Consider the following 20,440-nt stretch of genomic DNA (forward strand, 5'->3'; position numbering starts at 1 on the left):
GTCGGCCTTTGAGCCCTTTTAAATTTTCTTTGGAATAAATTCCTGTTTCCTCCTCATCTTCATAATCTTCGGCTTCAGCAGCTTCAAAGAGGCTTTCCAGTTCGGCTATCTTGTTGCGATCTTCTTCCATTTGTGCCAGAACATCGGGAAACTGGCTCTGAAGGATATCCATTTCTGGAATAAGTTCAGGACCCCAGCCACTCGCCGCGACCGATTTGAATTCAGTTTTCAGGTCATCCCAGAAACCGGCAAAAGCTCCACGAATTTCGTGCTCGTCCAGGGCGTTGAGTTGGTTTAATTCAGCAATAACAGAAGGCATCACTTTTTTGCGCAGCAGGGCAGCATTACCCGAGTGGGGCAGGTTTTCAAATTCATCCTGTACATTTTGCCACCAGGATAAAACTTTCTCCTCATACAAGCGATAGAGCTCTTTTACTTTAGGATTGTTTTCAATAAAGTCCTTGATCTCTTCTTTAGAAGTAAGGTTTTCAGCAAAATCATAGAGCTCCTCATCCCGGGCTACAAAAAGTTCTTTGTTCATCCCCAGCATTGCCTTAGAGGAGGCTTCCAGCACGTCTACCTCATCGGCCGGCATTCCACCATTAAGGTGCGCCTTTACATTTTGAGGTTCGGCTTCGGGAGAATTATCTACATAACGGCGAATGTTGAGGTTGTAAACTTCTTCCTCAATTTCCTCCAGCTTTACGAGTCGACTGTATTTTGAAATTTCAGCTTTAGAGAAATAGGCATTAGTGATCTTCTCAATATCCTCGGGCCGTAGTTTGTTCTGGTTCTTGCCTTCCTTGTATTCCCGGTCGGCATTGATGAAAAGCACCTCCTTGTGGTCTTTGGCTTCTTTTTTATCGAAGACCAACACACAAGCAGGGATTCCTGTTCCGTAGAAGAGTCCGGAAGGCATTCCAATCACGGCTTCTAGGATACCGCGTCTCAGGAATTCCGCACGGCATTCCTTTTCATCACCCGAGCGGAAAAGCACCCCGTGGGGCATAACCACCGCCATTTTTCCGTCATTCTTAAGTACGCTAAGCATATGCTGCACGAACATCAGGTCGGCTTTTTTACCATTTTCAGGCATAAAAGTGTGAAAACGCTCAGGGAATTTCATTTCCTTTTTGGAGTAATTCTGCGAAAAAGGCGGATTGGCAATAACACGATCGAAGCTCATCAAGCGCCCGTTTTCGGTGTGATCAGGATTCTTCAGCGTATCGTCATTACGGATATCGGCATTGCGTACCCCGTGCAGGATCATATTCATTTTACAGATAGACCAGGTGGTACCATTGTCTTCCTGTCCGTACAGAGAAAGATCCTGGGGGTCGCCTCCATTTTCAGAAACATAATCCTTGGCCTGAATAAGCATCCCGCCCGAGCCAACCGTGGGATCGTAGATGCTCATTCCCTGTTGCGGGGCGATGATGCGGGTAAGTAAACCCACCACTTCGGAAGGCGTATAGAACTCGCCACCTTTCTTTCCGGCGCTATCGGCAAAATATTTAATCAGGAATTCATAGGCCGCACCAAGGAGATCGGGGAATTCAAAATCCTCATCACGTAAAGGAATTTTATCGAATTTCTCAATAAAATCAACCCAGCGGGCATCGTCTATGGTCTTCTTTCCAACTTTCCGGTTATAGTTGATGCTTTTCAATACATCTTCCAGCACCTCCGGCTTGGCTTCTTCAATTGCGTGCAGGGCTTTGTTAAGCGCAGAGCCTACATCTTTTTTCTGATGAAGGATACCTTTAAATTTTCGAAGCTCTTCATCAGATCCCTGTTGAAGTTTTTGTTTTTCCTCTTCAGTAAGCGTCCACCGGGCGATTGGCGGTACGTAGTAATCGTATTTTGCAGGGTTGCTTAGCTGCTTTTCGATAAGGTCTTCGCGGAAGCCTTTTGTTTCATATTCCTTTCGGAGCCGGTTGCGTTGTTCCACGAATTTATCGTTGGCACGTTTGAGGAAGAGCATTCCGAAGATGAATTCTTTATATTCAGAAGCGTCCATTTTACCCCTCAGGCTGTCACAGGCATTAAGCAAGAGGCCTTCGAGTTTAGAGAGGGTAAGCTTTTGGGTATGCGTTATGGTCATTGAATTTTTTGGCTGAATTAATAAAATATCAAGCTCTTACCTATTTTCAGCAAAACCTGATAGGCTTAACGGGTGTAGGGAGTTGTTAAGCGTGGTACAATTTAGGAAAAATTAAGAGAATTTAGAGTATATTGGTTTGGAACCAACCACGTAAAAATCTGGTTGTTCTAAAAATCATTATATTTGAATTCAAGTTGAAGATAGCGGTTAAGGAGTGGCCAACACCTGGCAGATGATGGGGGCAACTTTCGGCTAATAAGGACGGCGTTATCTGATATTAATCTGCAACTAAGCTCCGTGTGAGGCGGGGCTTAATTATATTTGCCGCGGAGGAGAGTGTTTCCAGAATACCCCAAGATACAAGAAAATCTCCCCGAAAAGATGTTATGCAAGCATTCGCTTTTTAAATTGAGTAATTGAAACTTTAAGTCTTATATTCAGCCTCGGATGGCATTTCCCTGGTGATGGTATAAGACTTATCTTATATGCCTTAAATGCGGCTTTGGATTGCAGTTCCTTATGGGACGGTTTTAGGCTTTAAAAGCAGCTTTAGATAGTTTTGTAGATTATAAAAATCAATTCTATCTGATGAGCTGGTTTTTACTTAACGATTACCAAACTATTTCAGGGTAATCATCGTAATTTAATTGGTCTACTTTACAACCTAATTCTTTGGCCCTACTTTCCATATCAGACTTCCACATTTTATAAGCCGGTGAAAATTGGGAATAAGCAATTAATAAATCGGGTATACCACGAAATCTTCTTTTTCCCGGGGTCTTGCTCAAATATTCTATATTAATACCCTGCAGCACTAAAAAAACCAGGTTATTATGTATATCAATTTTTTGACCTATGAAAAGTTGAATTTGTTGTGCGCCCTGGGGATCATATTCAAATAAGGCTTTCTTACAATTATATTCAAGGATATAAAGATTTGCCTGATCCAGGGCATCCAACACTACATAACCTGCATTATAGCGAAGAACGGAAATTAAATAAAGTAAGTCTATCCACAGGTATCTAAAGCCTAAATATTCAACCTTATTTTCCGAATCAAAAACAAACTTTTCTTTTAACCTGGAATGCTGGAAAGCTTTTCGAACCTCATAAGCAAAGCCCATTATTATATCTGCCTGCCCCTTCTCTTCCTTCTTATATTCATTTAACCGCTCTCCTATTTTGTGAATGGTTTCATACAGGCTTGTTAAGTCACGGTAATCACCCCATAATTCTATTCCTGTCCCTTTCTTGGTTGGGTTACTTTGAAGCATAAAAGAGCATTTTAATTTTGTATTCTTTTTTCAAATATCACCATTTAAATCAATTTGGTATATTTAGTAATCACCAAATTTTTGATAGTTATGGAAGCCCGGAAAAGGCGAGCACGGAGCTTCAATCCGAGACAGGTTTGAGGATTGTTTTTATACTTTCTTAGCTTTTCATTTTTTCCCATTCAAGATCTTCAAGTTTCCACGTATAATTTCTCACTTCATCTGCAACTTCTTTTAGTTCTTTATCATCATCAACAGACATTAAAAGCTCATCACTAATTTTAGAAAGTGTTTTATAAGCAAAAAATGCTCTTCGCCTTAATTCTTCAAACCTATCCGGGTTAATATCCGAGTCTGTTTCATTGAGATTTTCATTATTCCAATTAAACTGAGTTTTATTTAATTCAAATTCTGTTTCTATTTCGTTAATTGCTTTAAATCCAAGTTTGATAGCTACACCTTTAGAGCCTGAATAATTTTTATCTCCTATTGCTCTGTAATCAATAGTTAATCTTTGAACTTCTCGATCATCATAAAAAATATAAGGAAGAATTGCTTCCCTCAATGCTGTAGTCAAATATCCTTTCTTTCTGTGTTTAGGAACTATGTACCAATGTAAATCGTTGTACATGTCGAGAACAGCCCCGACATATTCCTGTAATTCATTTTTTAAGAAAAAGAACCTGTATGAACCGGAATTCCCAATAATGTCATCTGTGATTTTTGGTTGTTCCGACCATACCTTAGCAACATCAACGTATTTGTTTATTTGTCGGGTGAAAATTGATTCACCTACCTTTCCCTTATTTAGGCGGTCAATATATTTTCTGATTTCTCTTTCAGTCATTTAAACGATTTTTTTCAAATGAAAGTTAACAAGTAATATCCCTACTAAAATACTTCATAAACCCAATTTTCTAAAGCTAAAGATATTTATTAAAAGTTGATTACGGAAAACCGTAACGACTGGCATATCTAAACTAAAAAAATTTAGATATAAGCAAAAACCGGTTTAGTCAACAATGTGTGCTTATTGGGCTGTGCCGTCCACACTGAATCTTAGTTATTGTAGACAGTTGTTTTTACTAGATTTAAAATTAATTCTAAGTTGATGATTAAACTCTTAGGTGTAAAATAAAGTATATTAGCGTTCAATACTAACCTAAATACGCTAAATGGAAAATTCTGATGAACCCTCAATCGGTGATTTTGAAATTTTATTAGATGATTTTTTCTGTAATTTAAATCCGGACACAAAATTACAAGATATTGATCGTAAACGAGTATTAAGTGTGGTCAATAGTTTTGAAGAAGGAAAGTGGAGATACCAAGAATTTCAAAACTTTATTTGGGATAATATAGCGGAAACCGCACTTTCATATCAAGATCGAAATGCTTTAATAAATCAATCACATTCTTCTTTAATCGAAGCAGCGAAAAATTTACGTTTAATAGATAATCCTTACGGAGAAACAGAAGGCAGTGAGTTGGCTGAAATTCTTTTATATGGGTTTATGAAGCACCATTTCAAAGCTCTTACTGCAGTTCCAAAAATTTTTTATAAACAGAATCCAAAGGATAATGCAAAAGGGGCGGACAGCGTTCACGTGGTTTTGGAAGATGATGATAGTTTTACGCTTTGGTTCGGGGAATCTAAATTCTATAATTCTATAGAGGATGCGAGGTTAAGCACCATTATCAAATCTGTTGAGGAATCATTGACGAAAGAAAAACTACAAAAAGAGAACCGTATTATAACTAACGTTCAAGACTTACAGGCAATTTTACAGGACAAAAAAGAAGTTTATGAAAAAATAAAAAAACTATTATCAAAAAGCACATCTGTTGATAAAATTAAAGCAAAACTGAATGTTCCAATTTTAATATTGCATCAATGTGATATCACTAATTCTTGCATCGAAATGACAGAAGATTATAAAAAGGAAATTATGGAACATCACATAGAACGTGCTGAGTCGTATTTTAAGAAGCAAATTAAGAAACTCAATTCTAAAGTTTTTAAATATTCAGAAATATCTTTTCACTTAATCTTATTTCCTATACCTGAAAAAAAGCCAATTGTGGAAAAGTTTCTAAATAATGTTGAATTTTATAAGAATCAATAATTATGGCAATAGATGTATTCCAAAAATGTAGTGAAATAAATGACCTGCTTATTGATAATAAAGAGAATGATGCTAGGAATGAATTGATAAAACTTTTAGATTATCATCAATCTGAGGAACTTGAGTATACACCACTAATTAATAACTTAATACGGCAAACTGGTTTATATCCATATATTGATTATGAAAACGCTAATTGGCAGGAGAAATTTTTATATGATATTTTTAAAGTAGACACTGGTGAAAAAGACCAATTACCTTTACATCGAGAACAATCTAGGCTTCTAAAAAAATTATTGAACAATGAAAGCATAGCAGTAAGTGCTCCAACTTCGTTTGGGAAAAGTTTTGTAATCGATGCTTACATTTCAATAAACAAACCGAATACTGTTGTTATTATTGTTCCTACAATTGCTCTTACGGATGAAACTAGAAGGAGATTATATAAAAAATTCTCAGATTCTTATAAGATTATAACTACTGCGGAAGCAGATTTAGCTGAAAAGAATATTTTAATTTTTCCTCAAGAAAGAGCGATAAATTATGTCAATAAATTAAAATCTATTGATATGTTGATCATTGACGAATTCTACAAAGCAAGTTCTAATTTTGACAAGGATCGTTCTTCAACATTAATAAAAGCTATTCTAAAATTAGGTAAAGTTGCCAAACAAAAGTATTTCTTAGCACCTAACATTTCTAAACTGACGAATAACCCTTTTACAAAAGGTATGGAATTCGTTGAATTAGATTTCAACACAGTCTTTCTTGAGAAGCATAACTTATATCAAGATATAAAAAAGGATGAGGAAGCTAAAAGTATTGCATTAGTAGGTATTCTGAGTAATAAGCAAACCAAGACGTTAATTTACGCTGGCACCTATAAAAATATAGATAATATTTCCAATTTACTACTAACATCTTTACCAGATAAAGAAAGAAAAGTACTTATTGATTTTTCAAAATGGCTAAGTAAAAACTATAGTTATAATTGGAGTTTGACAAAATTGGTAAAAAAAGGTGCAGGTGTGCATAATGGTAAATTACATAGATCTATAAGCCAAATTCAGGTAAAGTTATTTTCTGAAAAGCATGATGGTATTGATGATTTAATATCTACTTCATCAATTATCGAGGGTGTCAATACATCTGCAGAAAATGTTGTAATATGGGCTAATAGGAGTGGAAAGGGTAATGCTAAACTAAATGATTTTACCTATAAAAATATTATGGGTAGGGGCGGTAGAATGTTTAAACATTTTATTGGTAAAATCTACATCCTGGACGAACCACCAAAAGAATCACAAACACAATTAGATATTCCATTTCCTGACGAGATTCTTGGAGATATTGATGAAGAAAAATTTAAGGAAGAACTTACCACAGACCAAATAGCTAAAATAATATCCTATAAAGAAGAAATGCGGGTTATTTTAGGTGATAAGCAGTTTGAACAATTAATTTCTGAAAATAGTTTTCAAACTAGTAACATGGATCTTATTAAGGATGTTGCTTTAGATATGAAAAGTAATCCGGATAATTGGAATGGCTTAGGTTATTTGAATGCATCAGCTCCTTCAAAATGGGATCGTATGCTATATAAGGTCATTAAATTGCAACCTGGAGGATGGGAAATAGAATATTCCAAATTTGTTGAATTTGTAAAAAAGTTAAAATATAATTGGTTTAAACCTATACCCGTTTTATTGGGTGATTTGGAAAAAGAAAATATTGGGATTGATGATTTTTTCAAATTGGAAAGGAAAGTGACATTTAAACTCTCATCCCTTTTAAGTGATATTAATATTTTACAAAAGGAAATTTTACCTGATAAAAATTACGACATTTCTCGATTTGTGTCATTAACATCTCATGCGTTCTTACCCACAGCAGTCTATCAATTAGAGGAATATGGACTCCCAAGAATGTTGTCAAGAAAAGTACATAAGGCAGGTTTAATAAATTTTCATGATAAAGAATTAGATATTCATTCCTGTCTAGAAAAATTTAAATCACTTGGTTTAAAGACGGTAAAAAATAATGTTGAAATTGATGTTTTTGATGATTATATACTTGATTACTTTTTTGAAGGAATTACTCTAAATCGGAATGATGAAAATTAGTAAATCGAACCTGTATTAACAATTGCGAACAACTCGTATATCCATTACAATTTATCTTTTTAATGATAAATATACCGGGACAAACTCAATTTTATAAAGCTAAACATCTTTAACCAAAAGATATTACGAAAAAACGTAAAGGGAATTATTTTCCATCGAGACTACGATAATATTCTTTAAAATCATAATCAATATTTAGTAAATCCATTGGATGCACCCTTAAGCCAATTGCAATGTCGATCAAAGTGGTAAGCTGACAATCAATATTATTATTGGCTACATCACTAATTCTTGCCGCTGTAGTGTGGCACTTTCCTGATATCTCATTATAAGGAATATCTCCTTTAATTTGCTTCAATCTAGCTGCTATCAATGCTTTAATTTCTTCCACTTTATTGTCCTTCATATTTTGCTTTTCTGCAATTTGAAGGATCACGGTAAAAATTCTATTACCGAATTCGGTAATATTAAAATAAATTATTATATTTGATTAACATTAATATATTTGCGAAACTTCTTAAAGTAAAATATTAGAAGCATTTCGCTTTGAATCTCGAATCAAAAACTGGTAATTTTTAACGACGAGAGGATAAGCATTATGCTCACGACCCGGGCGTGGGCTTGCTTATTGTCGTAAGGTATACCAGTACCCTGATTCGGTAAGTTGAGCCGCGCCCTTTTTGTTTTTGCAAACAAGGCAATTTCTCTTCATAATTTTCAAAGTGATTTTCTACAATTTTTAAGTTCCGCAACATCAAAATAACTGTTTTGGTTATCTAAAAGTATGTCTAATCTTAAGCTTGTTGCGGGACAGGCCAAAATTTTTACAATCCCGTGGGTGCTGTAATGCCCTATATTTTTTTACAGCTTTGGGTGGGAAAAGCCTCTACAAGGGCTTTGGGAACATTAGTAATAGGTTTGCAGTTTCGGCTATAGGGAGCCGGAAATCCCCTTCATTTTATAATAAATGTATTCGGGGCTATTTGAATTAAGCTAAAAGCCTTCCCATACTAAAGATTGGCGTCTGAGTGGGGAAGGCCTAAGCTTAAGTAAAACAATGTTTCACTTAAATCACACGTAAAATTATGAAAAATAATTACTCGCGCCTTAAATGGGTGGCGCTAATTATTATAGGCGGGATACTCTTCTTCTTGTCCAAAACTGCTACTGCAGCAACAGCTACTCCCCTGCCCTTGCAGCAAGAAATCTCTGGTGTAGTACAAGATCAAAACGGCCTTCCTATTCCGGGGGTAACTGTAACAGTTAAAAATACTAACAGAGGGACAGTAACTAACCTGGATGGCGAATACAGTATCTCTGCTCCTGCCAATGGGACTTTGGTTTTTTCTTATATAGGTTTTAAAACTGTAGAAATCCCGGTAGAAAACAACGAAGAAATTAGCATTCAATTAGAGGAGGATGTTTCTGCCTTGGGCGAAGTAAAAATTAATGCTGGCTATTACAATATTACACAGCGGGAACGAACGGGAAATATTTCAAGAGTTACCGCAGAGGAAATAGAATTACAGCCCGTGGTAAGTCCTATACAAGCATTGCAAGGGAGAATGGCGGGGGTAGAAGTTACTTCTGGTGGCAGCCATCCCGGGATGGCTCCTACTATAAAGATTAGGGGAACCAATAGTTTACGAGAAGAAGGAAACTATCCTTTATATATTATAGACGGTGTTCCTATCAATTCAACCCCGGTAGAAAGTAGTTCCCTTATGTCTAGTTCAGGGATAGATCCCTTAAATAACCTTGATGTTTCCAACATTGAAAGTATAGAAGTTTTAAAAGACGCTGATGCAACAGCCATCTATGGGTCGAGAGGGGCTAATGGAGTTGTTTTAATTACTACTAAACAAGGCAGAGCAATGGGTACAGGTTTGGAGACAAGAATCTATACAGGAGTGGCCAGCGTACCTAATAGACTGGAATTACTGAATACCGAAGAGTATTTGGAGGTACGAAGAACAGCTTTTGAAAACGACGGGGTTGAGCCGACAGAGAGTAATGCTTTTGATCTTTTATTGTGGGACCAGGATCGTTACACCGACTGGCAAGATTTTCTGTTTGGTGGCACTTCGGAGACTACTAATGCTAATATAACCTTTAAAGGAGGGAATGAAAATACCTCCTTTAGATTGGGTAGTTCTTATTTTTCTCAAGGCACAGTTTACCCTGGAGATTTTGATTACCAAAAAGTTACAGGAAATTTAAATTTAAATCACCGTTCAAAGAACGATAAATTTATTTTAGCCCTTTCAGTAAATTATGGTGTAGATGTAAATAATTTGGTGGGCAACGTTAGTTTTAATTCGTCTATTTCCTTTTTACCGCCAAATGCACCTGCTATTTTTAACGAGGATGGAAGTTTGCATTGGGATGAATGGGGAGAAGCCGGTTTAGACAATCCATTTGCCGGATATTTTAACCGCAGTACTACCAACACCAATAATCTTATTTCGAATATTGGTTTATCTTATAAATTACTCCCGGGTTTGGAATTTAAATCTAGTTTAGGATACACCTATTATAATTCCCGCGAACTTCGTAAACAGCCCAGGCGGTCTTACAATCCTTCCGATGCTATTTATCATAGGTCGTCACATTTAACCGCTATTAGAGATTCCTGGATTATTGAACCCCAATTGAACTATAATAAATCTTTCAAAGACCTAAACTTAAATTTCCTGATAGGGGCTACTTTTCAAGAAAATAATGATTTTTCAGAAAGATTTCAAGGTGATGGTTATGCTTCCGAATCCCTTATAGGCAATATTGGAGCCGCGGAAAATATAACCAATGCAATACGTGAAAATACCGAATATCGATATGCTGCAATTTTCTCAAGAATTGGGCTTAACTGGGATAGTAAATATTACCTGAATTTTACGGGTAGACGGGACGGATCTTCTCGGTTTGGACCTAATAACAGGTTTGCCAATTTTGGTGCAGTAGGAACTGCCTGGATTTTTAGTGAAGAAAAATTTATTAAAAAAATATTTCCTTTCCTGAGCTTTGGAAAACTTAGGGGAAGTTACGGAACCACCGGAAATGATCAAATTGGCGATTATGGTTATTTAGATGCCTACGAAGCCACCATAGGGCCTGGAGGTTTGTACCCCACAGGCCTTGCAAATCCGAATTATTCCTGGGAAGTAAATAAAAAACTTGAAGGTGGCTTAGAATTAGGGATTATAAAAGATCGAATTCGACTGGGCACAAGTTATTATCGAAACCGATCTTCAAACCAATTAGTGGGTTATCCACTTCCGCACATAACAGGTTTTACCTCTGTACAGGCAAACTTACCCGCTACCGTGGAGAATAGGGGTTTGGAATTAGAGTTTAACAGTTTAAATATTAAAACAGAAAGTATTAGATGGGAAAGTTCAATTAACCTAACAATACCAGAAAACGAATTGATTAGTTACCCCGATATTGAGCAATCCTCTTATGCAAATACTTACCGTGTTGGTTCGCCTTTAAACATTTCATTACTATATGATTATACCGGGTTAGATCCTGAAACAGGGTTTTATAGCATTCGGGATGTAAACGACGATGGTAGTTATGATTATCAGGACCGATTGATAGTGCGTGATCAAAATCGTGAGTATTACGGCGGTATCAATAATAACCTATCCTTCAAAAATTTCTCATTACAGTTTCTTTGGGAATTTGTAAAACAGGATGGAAGACTTACTTCTTTTGCAGCTGGCACCGCCAGTAACTCCACTGAATTAATTTTATCAGAACTTCAAGGAGAAAGTCCCTATCAGCAAATATCCCAATCTATTGCTTCTCAAACAGCATACAACCGGGTACTTAATACAACTTTTCCTATTCGGGATGCTTCTTATATAAGACTTAAAACGCTATCCCTTTCTTATCAATTTCCTGGAAATCTGCTAAAAAATACGGGGATTAGAAATGCACAATTTTTTCTTCACGGACAGAACCTACTTACTATCACCAATTATGATGGGATGGACCCCGAAAGGCCTGGTTTCGGCCTAGGAAATTTAAGAACAATTACAGGCGGATTGGAAATTAACTTCTAAAATATCTCTTATGAAATTTAAATATAATCATATCATAGTCACTTTATTACTATCAGTTTATCTCTTTTCTTCTTGCGAAGATTTTGTAGAAGTCGCTGCTCCGGAAAACAAAATGGTTCGGGATGTAGTTTTTGAAAATGAAGGTACAGCAAAAAGCGCAATGACAGGAATATACAACGAACTGTTTAGGGCTGAATTTTCTAATGGCCAGCGCAATAGTATTACTATTTTGTCTGGTTTCTCTGGTGATAATATTAGTAATATTTATGATACCAATATTGAACGAATACAATTTGAACAAAATGAAATTATCCCTGACAACAGTGGCAACCTAAGTATTTGGTCTAGTGCATATAATATAATTTATATGACTAATTCTTTACTCGAAGGCCTGGAAAATTCAGGAGGAATATCGGAACAGGTCAAAACTCAATTAGAAGGTGAAGCTCGCTTCATCCGAGCCTTTTCATATTTCAACCTGGTTAATTTATACAGTGATATTCCATTGCTTTTAACTACAGATTATGAAGAAAACCAACTTTTATCAAGAACACCAATGAGCGAAGTATATGAAGAAATAATTAATGATTTGTTGTTAGCTGAGGAATTATTGGGAGGTGAATTTCCCGAAAATGAAAGAACCAGGGTAAATAGTTACACCGCAAGTGCATTATTGGCCAGAGTCTATCTATACCTCGAAGATTGGGATAACGCTGAAACTTTTAGCAGCAAGGTAATTGAGGCAACATCCAACTACGAAATTTTAAATGATCCCGAAGAAGTATTTCTGGCAAATAGTAAGGAAGCAATTTGGCAAATCTCCCCACTTGGTGGAGGTGGTCTTTCCACCCATACAAATGAAGGTAATCTTTTAATTGTAGATCCTGTGCTTTCTTTTCTGGCCGGTATTGAATTAGAAGAGGAATTGGCTGCTATTTTTGACCAGGAAGATAAACGCCTAGCCAATTGGATAGGATATGATTCCGGGCTAGAAGTTTTTTTTGCGCATAAGTACAAAATCAGGAATAGTAATGATTACCCAATAGAAGAATATTCCATGGTAATGCGTCTGGCAGAACAATACCTCATACGGGCAGAAGCCCGTGCGCACTTAGGAGACCTCCCCGAAGCTTTACAAGATATTGATGTCATTCGAGAACGCGCAGGGATTTCATTAATTTCTGAGATCAGTCCAGAAATTGGCCAACAAGCACTCCTTGATATCATAATGCTAGAACGCAGAAAAGAATTATTTACAGAATGGGGTCATCGTTGGTTTGATCTAAAACGTACGGGAAGGGCAGGTGAAGTTCTTGGGAGCCAAAACCCATTATGGGAAGCTACTGATATTTGGTACCCCATCCCTTCTGAAGAACGTATGCGGAATCCTAATCTAAGTCAGAATGAAGGTTATTAAATATAAACAGATGACACATTTAAAATTATGCCTGCCAATTATATTTAATTTCCTTTTTGGAATAAGTTGCCTGTCTCAAGAATCTAATCAGGAAAACCTTCAAACTTTACCTTTGGATCCCACGGTAAAGTATGGAAAATTGGATAATGGATTTACATATTATTTAAAAAGAAATAAAAACCCGGAAGAAAAAGTCATTCTAAGTTTGATTGTAAAAGCAGGATATATCAATGAAGATAAAGATCAACTGCAATATGCTCATTTATTAGAACACCTGGTCGCTAAACAAACCCGAAGTTATCCAAATGTCAGTGAGTATTTTAGTAATGCCGGGGGATTTAAGAATGCCTACACGACTGGCACTTATACATTTTATAAAGCAACTATACCATCTTCCGACAAAAAAATCCTAAATGGAAGCCTGCATATATTTAAGGAGTTCGCACAAGGAAATGAATGGAACAAAGAATCTATTGCTACCGAACGCGCTGCGGTTCAAGGTGAAATGAGAACTTCAAATCCTTATAGAAGATGGCGAGAACTTAGCAGAAAAAAAGAATTATTTCAGAATTCAGGAAACAGGATGTTCAATGAAAAAGAACACATTGAAAACCTACAACAATACAACCATCAGGCTTTACGGAGATTTTACGAAGATTGGTATCGACCTGATTTACAGGCCGCCGTTATTGTTGGAGATATAAATGTTGACAGTCTCGAGTATGAAATTATAGACTTGTTTTCAGATCTAAAAAACCCACCGGTTCCTGTACCTAAACAACAAATCGAAAGAATTGATAAAATACTTAATAATAAAAATCAGTTTTCTATAGTAACTGACAGTATTGGTTCGGGTATTCAACTCGAAATTATTCGCAAACGACCTAATTTCGATTTAGAAGCCAAAACGGAAGATGACTATAAAGATATGCTACTACAGCAACTTTATGAAAATGTGCTAAGTGAAAAACAAAAGATATTTGAAGTACAGTATGATTCTCCCTTCGAATATTTTGACCCCGATTTTAAAATTGATCATTATCCAGGCCGATATTTAAAGACAAGTCTTATGAGACTTGAGTTAAGAGAAGGCAACCTAGAAGAATTAAATTCAAGTTTCCGTAGAGGATTAATTGCCTGGAAACAATTGCACGTTGGGATTCAGGAAAATGATTTGATCCAGGCAAAAAAGAGGGTTTATCAATATTATAAAGACCAAAGGCGTAAAGGTTCCGATTTTATCACCCAGCGTCTTTTAAAGCATTTCACAGATGGTAAGGTAGCTCCAGGGCCGCATATGGAAGCAAAAGTAGCTTCTAAAATTCTAGCTCAAATTGAACTTAAGGATTTCCATAAGTTTATTAAAAAATATGGCGATTTTTCCCGGAATACCCATTATATCTTCTACAAAGGGAAAAATAAAGATTTGCCGGAAAGTGAACTACTAAAAGAATGGGTTAAAGAAGTAGAAAAAATGCCTGTCGAACCTTTTACCAAACCTAACCCTGCTATAAAAAGTTTAGATGATGTAGCGAATATCCCCAATAACGAAGCAATGGTTAGAGCTGAACTTTCAAAAAACCTGGTTGGAGTATCAACTATCATACTTCCCAATGATGTAAAAGTTATGCTCAAACCCAGCAACCCCATTTCAGATCAGTTCGTAAATTCTATTTCAATCAAAGCCTTCCGCCCCATCCCGGCCCCATTAAATAAGAAAAGAGAATATCTCCTGGGACAGGTTTCCCCAGAAGTAATTCAATACAGTGGCGCTGGATCCTATAATAAGTTTGAACTAGAAAGTTTTATGGATGATAACAATATCAACCTTCATTTATATGCAGATCCGGAATATCAGCATATTAATGGGGAAGCTAACGAAGGAAATCTTACAGAGTTTCTAAATCTTTTATATCTATACTTTGACCAGCATCGAAAGGATGAGAAAGCATTTAAAGCCTGGAAAGAAAATAAATCCAAAAAATTAAGAGGAATGGGACTAAGAGGATCCACAGAATTTACTATGGATAAAATAAAAACCGCTTGGTATCCTGAGTTATCGGTTTTAAACATCCGGGATTTAAGAAGGCTTGAAATGAAGGAGGTATTTAGAGCTGCAAAAGATAATTTTTCAGATATCGGAGGATTTACTTTTATAATTACCGGTGATTTTGATAAGGACAAAATCTCAAAAATATTGATAAATACGCTTTCGAAGTTTCCGGCGCATAAAAAAGAAAATCTGACCAGGAAGAAATTAATATTCCCATTAGAACCAATAAAAGAAAACCTGGAATATAAGAACACCAATCAGGTGTACGCCCGGCTTTTTTTTCCGGTTAAAGCCAAAAGGACTATTAAAACTCAAATAGAACTTCAATTGCTATCAAAGGCTTTACACGAACGAATCTATGAACGATTGCGGAATGGTTGCTACGCCCCATCAGCCCGCGGGCATTGGGTAAATACCGATACATATGCCTTTGAGATTGTATTTGATAGCGCCCTTGGAAATGAAGATAAGCTTCTACAATATGCTATAGAGGAATTTGAAGAATTACAAAGGGATGGTGTGGATCAAGAATGGTTAGATATTGCGATTAGGAAGGAATTGAATTCTTATGAAGCCAGGTTCAGCAATTTTGGGTATTTCAATTTTTGGCCAAACTATTTAGAACGTAAAACAGTATTCGAAGAAGATATAGTCCAGGAAGTCTTGAAATATGGGACAATTTTGGAGCACTTTATCAATTTGAATGACATCAATAACGCCGTACAGCAATTTATGACCCAAGAAAATTATCAGGAATTTTTAGGGTATCCTGAAAATTATAAAGCCTCAAATAATTTGATTATTAACAATTAAAAAAACACCTCAGGAAAATACTCCTGAGGTGAAAATAATTATGAAACACTAAAATTATGTTTAGGCTGTTCTCATTATTATGGGTTAATGACAGTTGGTGTTTCTGTACCACTAGGTTTTGGCTCCTCATCCCCCATGGCATCATAAACTTCTAAAACAGGCCCATTTTGTCCATAACGTACCTGACAGTCAAATTCTCCAGCTTCACAATTCTGTTCAGGAATCGCTTCCCAAGAGCCATTTAATATGACATAATCATTGTCCGGATCATTGTCCTCAGTGGGAGTTGCAAACATCAATCCTATGGCAAATATCATTGCCAACATCGGTAATAAAAATTTTAAATTTTTCATTGTATTAAATTTATAGATTAATAAATAATGCCGTTGCAAAACAGGTAATCGGCTTCCACCTGCATCATCGCGCAATAATATCTTTAGGAGTGTTACTGAAAATGAAGTAGCGCTTATAGTTTTTTGCCTCTTAACTTCATTCTTCAAAAACTCCATTTAAAAGCTTTTAATTCATTGATCATCAACAGTGTAAATATCAGTAAAAATACTTAGCTAAAGTGGAGGCAAACTTGTCAGATCAGTATAAATTCACCCAAAATTTATGAATTTCGGGTGATTTTTTTGTAAAATCTAGGAGTTACATGAGTTTCCTTTTTAAAACTCTTCGAAAAATGGGGGTAAGAACTAAAGCCCATCTTAATTGAAATTTCCGTTAGGGAGAGACTCGTATTTTCAATGAGTATTTTACACTCCCGGATGCGCTGCTTATTATAATATTGCGTTGGGGTACATCCAAAAATCTCTTTGAACCCAGTCTTTATTTTATATTCATTAGTATTAAAAAGCATTGCTAATTGATCTAAAGTTTTAGGAGGCTCATCCAAATGGTGAATAATATAGATATGGATTTCGTGAAATAATTTTTGGTCCCATTTTGAAAACGTTTTGATTTCGGAATTTTCTGGTAATTCTGAGAAAAAATCTTTAGAGCCATCCATAAGATAAGAAGTCACTATATATTTTTCCTCCAGTACACCGGTTAACCTCGAGACAACAGTATGCAAATTTATTTTTAGTAGTTCATCAAAATGATATTCCAGACGGATATCAAAAGATTGTTCTTTGCCTGCCATGAACTTCAGGATTTTTTTCTCCCAAGTATGCTGAAATTTTCTAACAAGTAGTTCAGAAAATGCTTTGCCTAAAATATTATTTTCGGCAACTTCAATATTATCAGGATGCTTATAGCTATAATCCATCACCCTTAAATTTTTGTCCAACAGAAAGTTCGCCGTTCGGATCACCATAGCTTCGGTATTTCTATTAAGCCATAAAAATTGATGCCGCTTTCTATAAAGTTCTTCTGAAGTTTGATTTGCATAAGCATTGAGCCCTTCGAGCTCATCCCTGTGGTGGGTGCGTTTGATTTGAAAAGCAAAATTGCCTTTAGCTATTTCGGTAAGCATGCGGTATATACCACGTAAATTTGCCCTATTAAATTCACGTTCCATAATTGTAGGTTTAGATTAATATTTCATTGGGTGTAGGGTTTTAAATAATGTATAGCCTGGTTTTTATGTTTAAAAATCTGAGTCGGTATTTTATGATTGTGAATTTTGAGATAGAATTCGGTAAGCCGGATAGCAACCGGAGATGTGGAATGAAGTGCCAGGGCATTTATTAGCAATGTCCCTTCTTGAACAAGGTAGTGCCGGGCATCTGAATGTGCTCCAATAATACCGTCAAGATTACAAAAAACCGGATATTCCTTGTTCTGCTGAAATTCCATCCGGTCTCGAGCAATTCTTTTGGCAACATTTAGGGAGACTATAAGATCCGGCTTATAATCTACGAACAGAATACCATCTTCAATCCAATATGTACCATACTTACCTTTAAACATAAGGGGCTGTTTATTTTTGTTAAGTAGGGTTTTTTAAGGGAGTATCTGGAAGAACCAGTTTTACATATCTCAAATATAAAAGATAAAATTCAATTAATACTTATACAATCCGGAAGTAAACTTGTGAATTTCATTAATATTTAGCAGTTTTTCTGCTTTTAACATCTCGAATAATATAATTTGAGCTAATTTATTGCCAATTAGGGTCCCCTGGTATAATATATCTAAACAAAACCAAACTTGAAAAGAGCCCAACAACGATTTTATATATTTTCATTTACTACCAGCATGTTCAAAAAGACTATGTCGACATTTAGCGAAAAGGTTGAGCACCTTATCAGATCGGAAGATACCGATTTGAAAAAGGCGGAATGCGGTATAAACCTTTGCATCAAAACTTTATCCAAGTTGCAAAAATTAGTGGATCGTGAAGATTTTGAGAATAGCCAATCGGAAATAGATTTTTTCAAAAACATCAAACCCTACCCGATGAGCTACCTCATTTATTTCACTGAGGTGCGTTCTTGCGAACTCTTATTGCCCAAAGCAGGAAATTCTCATAAGGTTCGATTTCTAAAAAAAGAAATCAAAAAAATCAATAAGTTCTTTTCAACGAATAACGGTTTTGTTCATTATATGGAACAGAACCATAGTTATCTGGATCACCAATTCTTTAGCCGTCAGGGTCAGGTTGACTTTTCCCTTACCCCTTCCATTAATTATTACGAAAATCCCGAGTTTTCTACCAGTCACGATATGCTTTGGGCCAAAGTACAGGCACTGTATCGTTACATCCATTATATCCGTGAACAATTAGAACGGTTAGAGCCTGGCAGTAGTTCTGAATTTAGAGAACGACAACCCAGTCTCTTAGTCTGGTCAGGCGGAAAAACCGATTTAATTGAGCTTATATATGCCTTGTTTGCCAGCGGATATTTAAACCACGGAACATCAGACATTATTACCATTTGCAAGGCTTTTGAGGATATTTTTAATATCAAGCTGGATAATCCCTATAAAACCTACTCCAATATTAAAGCTCGAAAAGGCGACCGCACTAAATTCTTAAACCTGTTAATAATGTTGCTTGAGGCCAAAATGAATAAGGATGATGATTAATAGTGCCAATTAACCCTGTACCCCTGCCCTGCTAGTAAATTATCTTTCTCCATCTCATTATCCAATACTTTTCGATTCTTGTAAAGGAGTGCAACCACTTTCAATTTCCTTTTATTTTCTATTCTAAAAACACGTAAGTAACCACGTAGTTACGTGTTTTCGGTTTTGTCTATTATTTCCGGCACAAAATTCATTTTTCAAGGCACTGAATTTACCTAATTATCTCAAATCGTATCAAAAACTATGAAACGTTAAAGTTTTACGTAGTTACCACATCCCTATATAAAAACTCTCAAAGGTTAATTACAATTTTGAAAGGAGACTTCTTTAATAACCTGAAGGGGGCTATTTAAATTAATATAACCTATAGTCCCCTTTTTAAAATCCATTGTATTATGCCTACATCAATTATTACCACCGACGATTTAAGAGAATTTAAAATGGAACTGCTGGATGACATTAAAAAACTGCTTGCCCAGCAAAAGTCAGGAAGGATTAAAAAGTACCTGAAATCTGCTGAAGTTATGGATCTTCTCAAGGTAAGTCCTGGAACGCTTCAAAACTTAAGAATAAACGGTACGTTGCCTTATACCAAAATAGGTGGGCTCATTTATTACGAGATGGATGAAATCCAAAAAGTAATGGAAGAGAATCGCGTGCATCATTTAGAATATTAAGCGATGAATTATATAAAGCTTTTAAACGCCGCTTTTGAAAAATTTTATTTTGATGATCGTCTAAATCCAACGCATATCAGCTTGTATATGGCTTTATTCCAGGAATGGAATAGCAGCAGGTTTGCGTCGGGTTTTTTCGTGAACCGAAGGGATTTGATGAATGCTGCAAAGATAGGATCTAAATCTACCTATCACAGATGTATAACCGATCTTGACACCTGGAATTATCTGAAATATTTTCCTTCCAATAACCCATACAAAGGCAGCAAGATCAAGATGTCCATTATTGAGACAGGTGATGAACCTGAGGAAGCTCATTACGATCCCAAATTGGAACAGCTTGCGGAACGCTACCATCCCAATAGGGAACTAGTAATAGACCAACACTGTCCCGTCAGTGGACAAGCTTTGGTATCTACTATAAACAATACTAAACCAATAAAACATAATAAACATCCAAACAGTTTGAAGGTGGTACTGGATTTTTTTAGTAATAAAAATTTTAATCCTGATTATGGAAAAGAGTTCTACGAGTACTATGAAGACCGGAAGTGGCAAACAAGCGATGGTTCTGATGTGAGAGATTGGCGCGCTCTGGCAAAATATTGGGTTGAACAGAAATCGCTTATGAAACAAAAAAAGAAATTAAATAAAAAGCAAGTATCCCATTTCAGGGACAACCTGCGAACCACTAAAAATAAAGATTATGGACAACCCCTCTAAAATAATTGAAGGTGGCATTGAATATTC

15 protein-coding genes are annotated in these 20,440 nt (G+C 36.0%); 8 read left to right on the top strand and 7 right to left on the bottom strand.

Annotated elements, in window-relative coordinates:
• From RM529_RS11595 to RM529_RS11605, 3 genes are all read right to left on the bottom strand, one after another.
• A partial coding sequence (locus RM529_RS11595) for a type I restriction-modification system subunit M (protein ID WP_311484963.1) occupies positions 1 to 2,104 on the bottom strand: 2,104 nt, incomplete at its 3' end.
• Positions 2,105 to 2,715: 611 nt separating this feature from the next.
• Positions 2,716 to 3,378, bottom strand: a complete 663-nt coding sequence (locus RM529_RS11600) for a DUF6904 family protein (protein ID WP_037317082.1) — start codon at positions 3,376 to 3,378, stop codon at positions 2,716 to 2,718.
• 160 nt (positions 3,379 to 3,538) lie between these two features.
• Positions 3,539 to 4,225, bottom strand: coding sequence for a GNAT family N-acetyltransferase (locus RM529_RS11605; protein ID WP_037317085.1), 687 nt, complete (start codon positions 4,223 to 4,225; stop codon positions 3,539 to 3,541).
• 328 nt (positions 4,226 to 4,553) lie between these two features.
• Here RM529_RS11605 and RM529_RS11610 point away from each other — a divergent pair, with 328 nt between their 5' ends.
• Both RM529_RS11610 and RM529_RS11615 read left to right on the top strand, forming a co-directional pair.
• On the top strand, positions 4,554 to 5,504 hold the full coding sequence (locus tag RM529_RS11610) for a HamA C-terminal domain-containing protein (protein WP_037317088.1): 951 nt from the start codon (positions 4,554 to 4,556) through the stop codon (positions 5,502 to 5,504).
• 2 nt (positions 5,505 to 5,506) lie between these two features.
• Positions 5,507 to 7,627, top strand: coding sequence for a DEAD/DEAH box helicase (locus tag RM529_RS11615; RefSeq protein ID WP_037317091.1), 2,121 nt, complete (start codon positions 5,507 to 5,509; stop codon positions 7,625 to 7,627).
• A 145-nt stretch (positions 7,628 to 7,772) separates the two neighbouring features.
• Here RM529_RS11615 and RM529_RS11620 read toward each other — a convergent pair whose 3' ends face one another.
• Complete coding sequence (locus RM529_RS11620; RefSeq protein ID WP_156101212.1) at positions 7,773 to 8,033, bottom strand: hypothetical protein; 261 nt, start codon at positions 8,031 to 8,033, stop codon at positions 7,773 to 7,775.
• Positions 8,034 to 8,712: 679 nt separating this feature from the next.
• Here RM529_RS11620 and RM529_RS11625 point away from each other — a divergent pair.
• The 3 genes from RM529_RS11625 to RM529_RS11635 are packed head-to-tail and all read left to right on the top strand — an operon-like array spanning position 8,713 to position 15,977.
• Positions 8,713 to 11,694 carry a SusC/RagA family TonB-linked outer membrane protein gene (locus tag RM529_RS11625; RefSeq protein WP_037317098.1) on the top strand — a complete coding sequence of 994 codons (2,982 nt, stop codon included), beginning with the start codon at positions 8,713 to 8,715 and terminating at the stop codon, positions 11,692 to 11,694.
• 10 nt (positions 11,695 to 11,704) lie between these two features.
• Positions 11,705 to 13,111 carry a RagB/SusD family nutrient uptake outer membrane protein gene (locus tag RM529_RS11630; RefSeq protein WP_037317100.1) on the top strand — a complete coding sequence of 469 codons (1,407 nt, stop codon included), beginning with the start codon at positions 11,705 to 11,707 and terminating at the stop codon, positions 13,109 to 13,111.
• 10 nt (positions 13,112 to 13,121) lie between these two features.
• Positions 13,122 to 15,977: a M16 family metallopeptidase gene (locus RM529_RS11635; RefSeq protein ID WP_197051671.1), complete on the top strand. Its 2,856-nt coding sequence runs from the start codon at positions 13,122 to 13,124 to the stop codon at positions 15,975 to 15,977.
• Between the two features lie 77 nt (positions 15,978 to 16,054).
• Here RM529_RS11635 and RM529_RS11640 read toward each other — a convergent pair whose 3' ends face one another.
• The 3 genes from RM529_RS11640 to RM529_RS11650 all read right to left on the bottom strand — a co-directional run bounded on the left by RM529_RS11640 (position 16,055) and on the right by RM529_RS11650 (position 17,894).
• Positions 16,055 to 16,486 carry a DUF6520 family protein gene (locus RM529_RS11640; protein ID WP_311484964.1) on the bottom strand — a complete coding sequence of 144 codons (432 nt, stop codon included), beginning with the start codon at positions 16,484 to 16,486 and terminating at the stop codon, positions 16,055 to 16,057.
• 104 nt (positions 16,487 to 16,590) lie between these two features.
• Positions 16,591 to 17,502, bottom strand: coding sequence for a helix-turn-helix domain-containing protein (locus tag RM529_RS11645; RefSeq protein ID WP_311484965.1), 912 nt, complete (start codon positions 17,500 to 17,502; stop codon positions 16,591 to 16,593).
• Between the two features lie 23 nt (positions 17,503 to 17,525).
• Positions 17,526 to 17,894, bottom strand: a complete 369-nt coding sequence (locus tag RM529_RS11650) for a DUF7793 family protein (protein WP_311484966.1) — start codon at positions 17,892 to 17,894, stop codon at positions 17,526 to 17,528.
• Positions 17,895 to 18,197: 303 nt separating this feature from the next.
• Here RM529_RS11650 and RM529_RS11655 point away from each other — a divergent pair, with 303 nt between their 5' ends.
• The 3 genes from RM529_RS11655 (at position 18,198) to RM529_RS11665 (ending at position 20,413) form a co-directional block, all read left to right on the top strand.
• The gene (locus RM529_RS11655) at positions 18,198 to 19,013 is read left to right on the top strand and encodes an RteC domain-containing protein (protein ID WP_311484967.1); all 816 of its coding nucleotides are present in this window, start codon (positions 18,198 to 18,200) and stop codon (positions 19,011 to 19,013) included.
• Positions 19,014 to 19,408: 395 nt separating this feature from the next.
• The gene (locus tag RM529_RS11660) at positions 19,409 to 19,690 is read left to right on the top strand and encodes a helix-turn-helix domain-containing protein (RefSeq protein ID WP_037317115.1); all 282 of its coding nucleotides are present in this window, start codon (positions 19,409 to 19,411) and stop codon (positions 19,688 to 19,690) included.
• 3 nt (positions 19,691 to 19,693) lie between these two features.
• Positions 19,694 to 20,413: a hypothetical protein gene (locus RM529_RS11665; RefSeq protein ID WP_037317118.1), complete on the top strand. Its 720-nt coding sequence runs from the start codon at positions 19,694 to 19,696 to the stop codon at positions 20,411 to 20,413.
• The last annotated feature ends 27 nt before the right edge of the window (positions 20,414 to 20,440 follow it).

The sequence above is a fragment of the Autumnicola edwardsiae genome, assembly GCF_031846505.1.
GTDB classification, from domain to species: Bacteria; Bacteroidota; Bacteroidia; order Flavobacteriales; family Flavobacteriaceae; genus Autumnicola; species Autumnicola edwardsiae.

What these genes read in the sequence shown, in the direction of transcription:
- RM529_RS11660 (WP_037317115.1), top strand. Translation starts at nt 19,409, where the DNA reads ATGCCTACATCAATTATTACCACCGACGATTTAAGAGAATTTAAAATG.
- RM529_RS11615 (WP_037317091.1), top strand. Translation starts at nt 5,507, where the DNA reads ATGGCAATAGATGTATTCCAAAAATGTAGTGAAATAAATGACCTGCTT.
- RM529_RS11635 (WP_197051671.1), top strand. Translation starts at nt 13,122, where the DNA reads ATGACACATTTAAAATTATGCCTGCCAATTATATTTAATTTCCTTTTT.
- RM529_RS11620 (WP_156101212.1), bottom strand. Translation starts at nt 8,033, where the DNA reads ATGAAGGACAATAAAGTGGAAGAAATTAAAGCATTGATAGCAGCTAGA.
- RM529_RS11655 (WP_311484967.1), top strand. Translation starts at nt 18,198, where the DNA reads ATGTCGACATTTAGCGAAAAGGTTGAGCACCTTATCAGATCGGAAGAT.
- RM529_RS11665 (WP_037317118.1), top strand. Translation starts at nt 19,694, where the DNA reads ATGAATTATATAAAGCTTTTAAACGCCGCTTTTGAAAAATTTTATTTT.
- RM529_RS11640 (WP_311484964.1), bottom strand. Translation starts at nt 16,486, where the DNA reads ATGGAGTTTTTGAAGAATGAAGTTAAGAGGCAAAAAACTATAAGCGCT.
- RM529_RS11605 (WP_037317085.1), bottom strand. Translation starts at nt 4,225, where the DNA reads ATGACTGAAAGAGAAATCAGAAAATATATTGACCGCCTAAATAAGGGA.
- RM529_RS11650 (WP_311484966.1), bottom strand. Translation starts at nt 17,894, where the DNA reads ATGTTTAAAGGTAAGTATGGTACATATTGGATTGAAGATGGTATTCTG.
- RM529_RS11610 (WP_037317088.1), top strand. Translation starts at nt 4,554, where the DNA reads ATGGAAAATTCTGATGAACCCTCAATCGGTGATTTTGAAATTTTATTA.
- RM529_RS11630 (WP_037317100.1), top strand. Translation starts at nt 11,705, where the DNA reads ATGAAATTTAAATATAATCATATCATAGTCACTTTATTACTATCAGTT.
- RM529_RS11645 (WP_311484965.1), bottom strand. Translation starts at nt 17,502, where the DNA reads ATGGAACGTGAATTTAATAGGGCAAATTTACGTGGTATATACCGCATG.
- RM529_RS11625 (WP_037317098.1), top strand. Translation starts at nt 8,713, where the DNA reads ATGAAAAATAATTACTCGCGCCTTAAATGGGTGGCGCTAATTATTATA.
- RM529_RS11600 (WP_037317082.1), bottom strand. Translation starts at nt 3,378, where the DNA reads ATGCTTCAAAGTAACCCAACCAAGAAAGGGACAGGAATAGAATTATGG.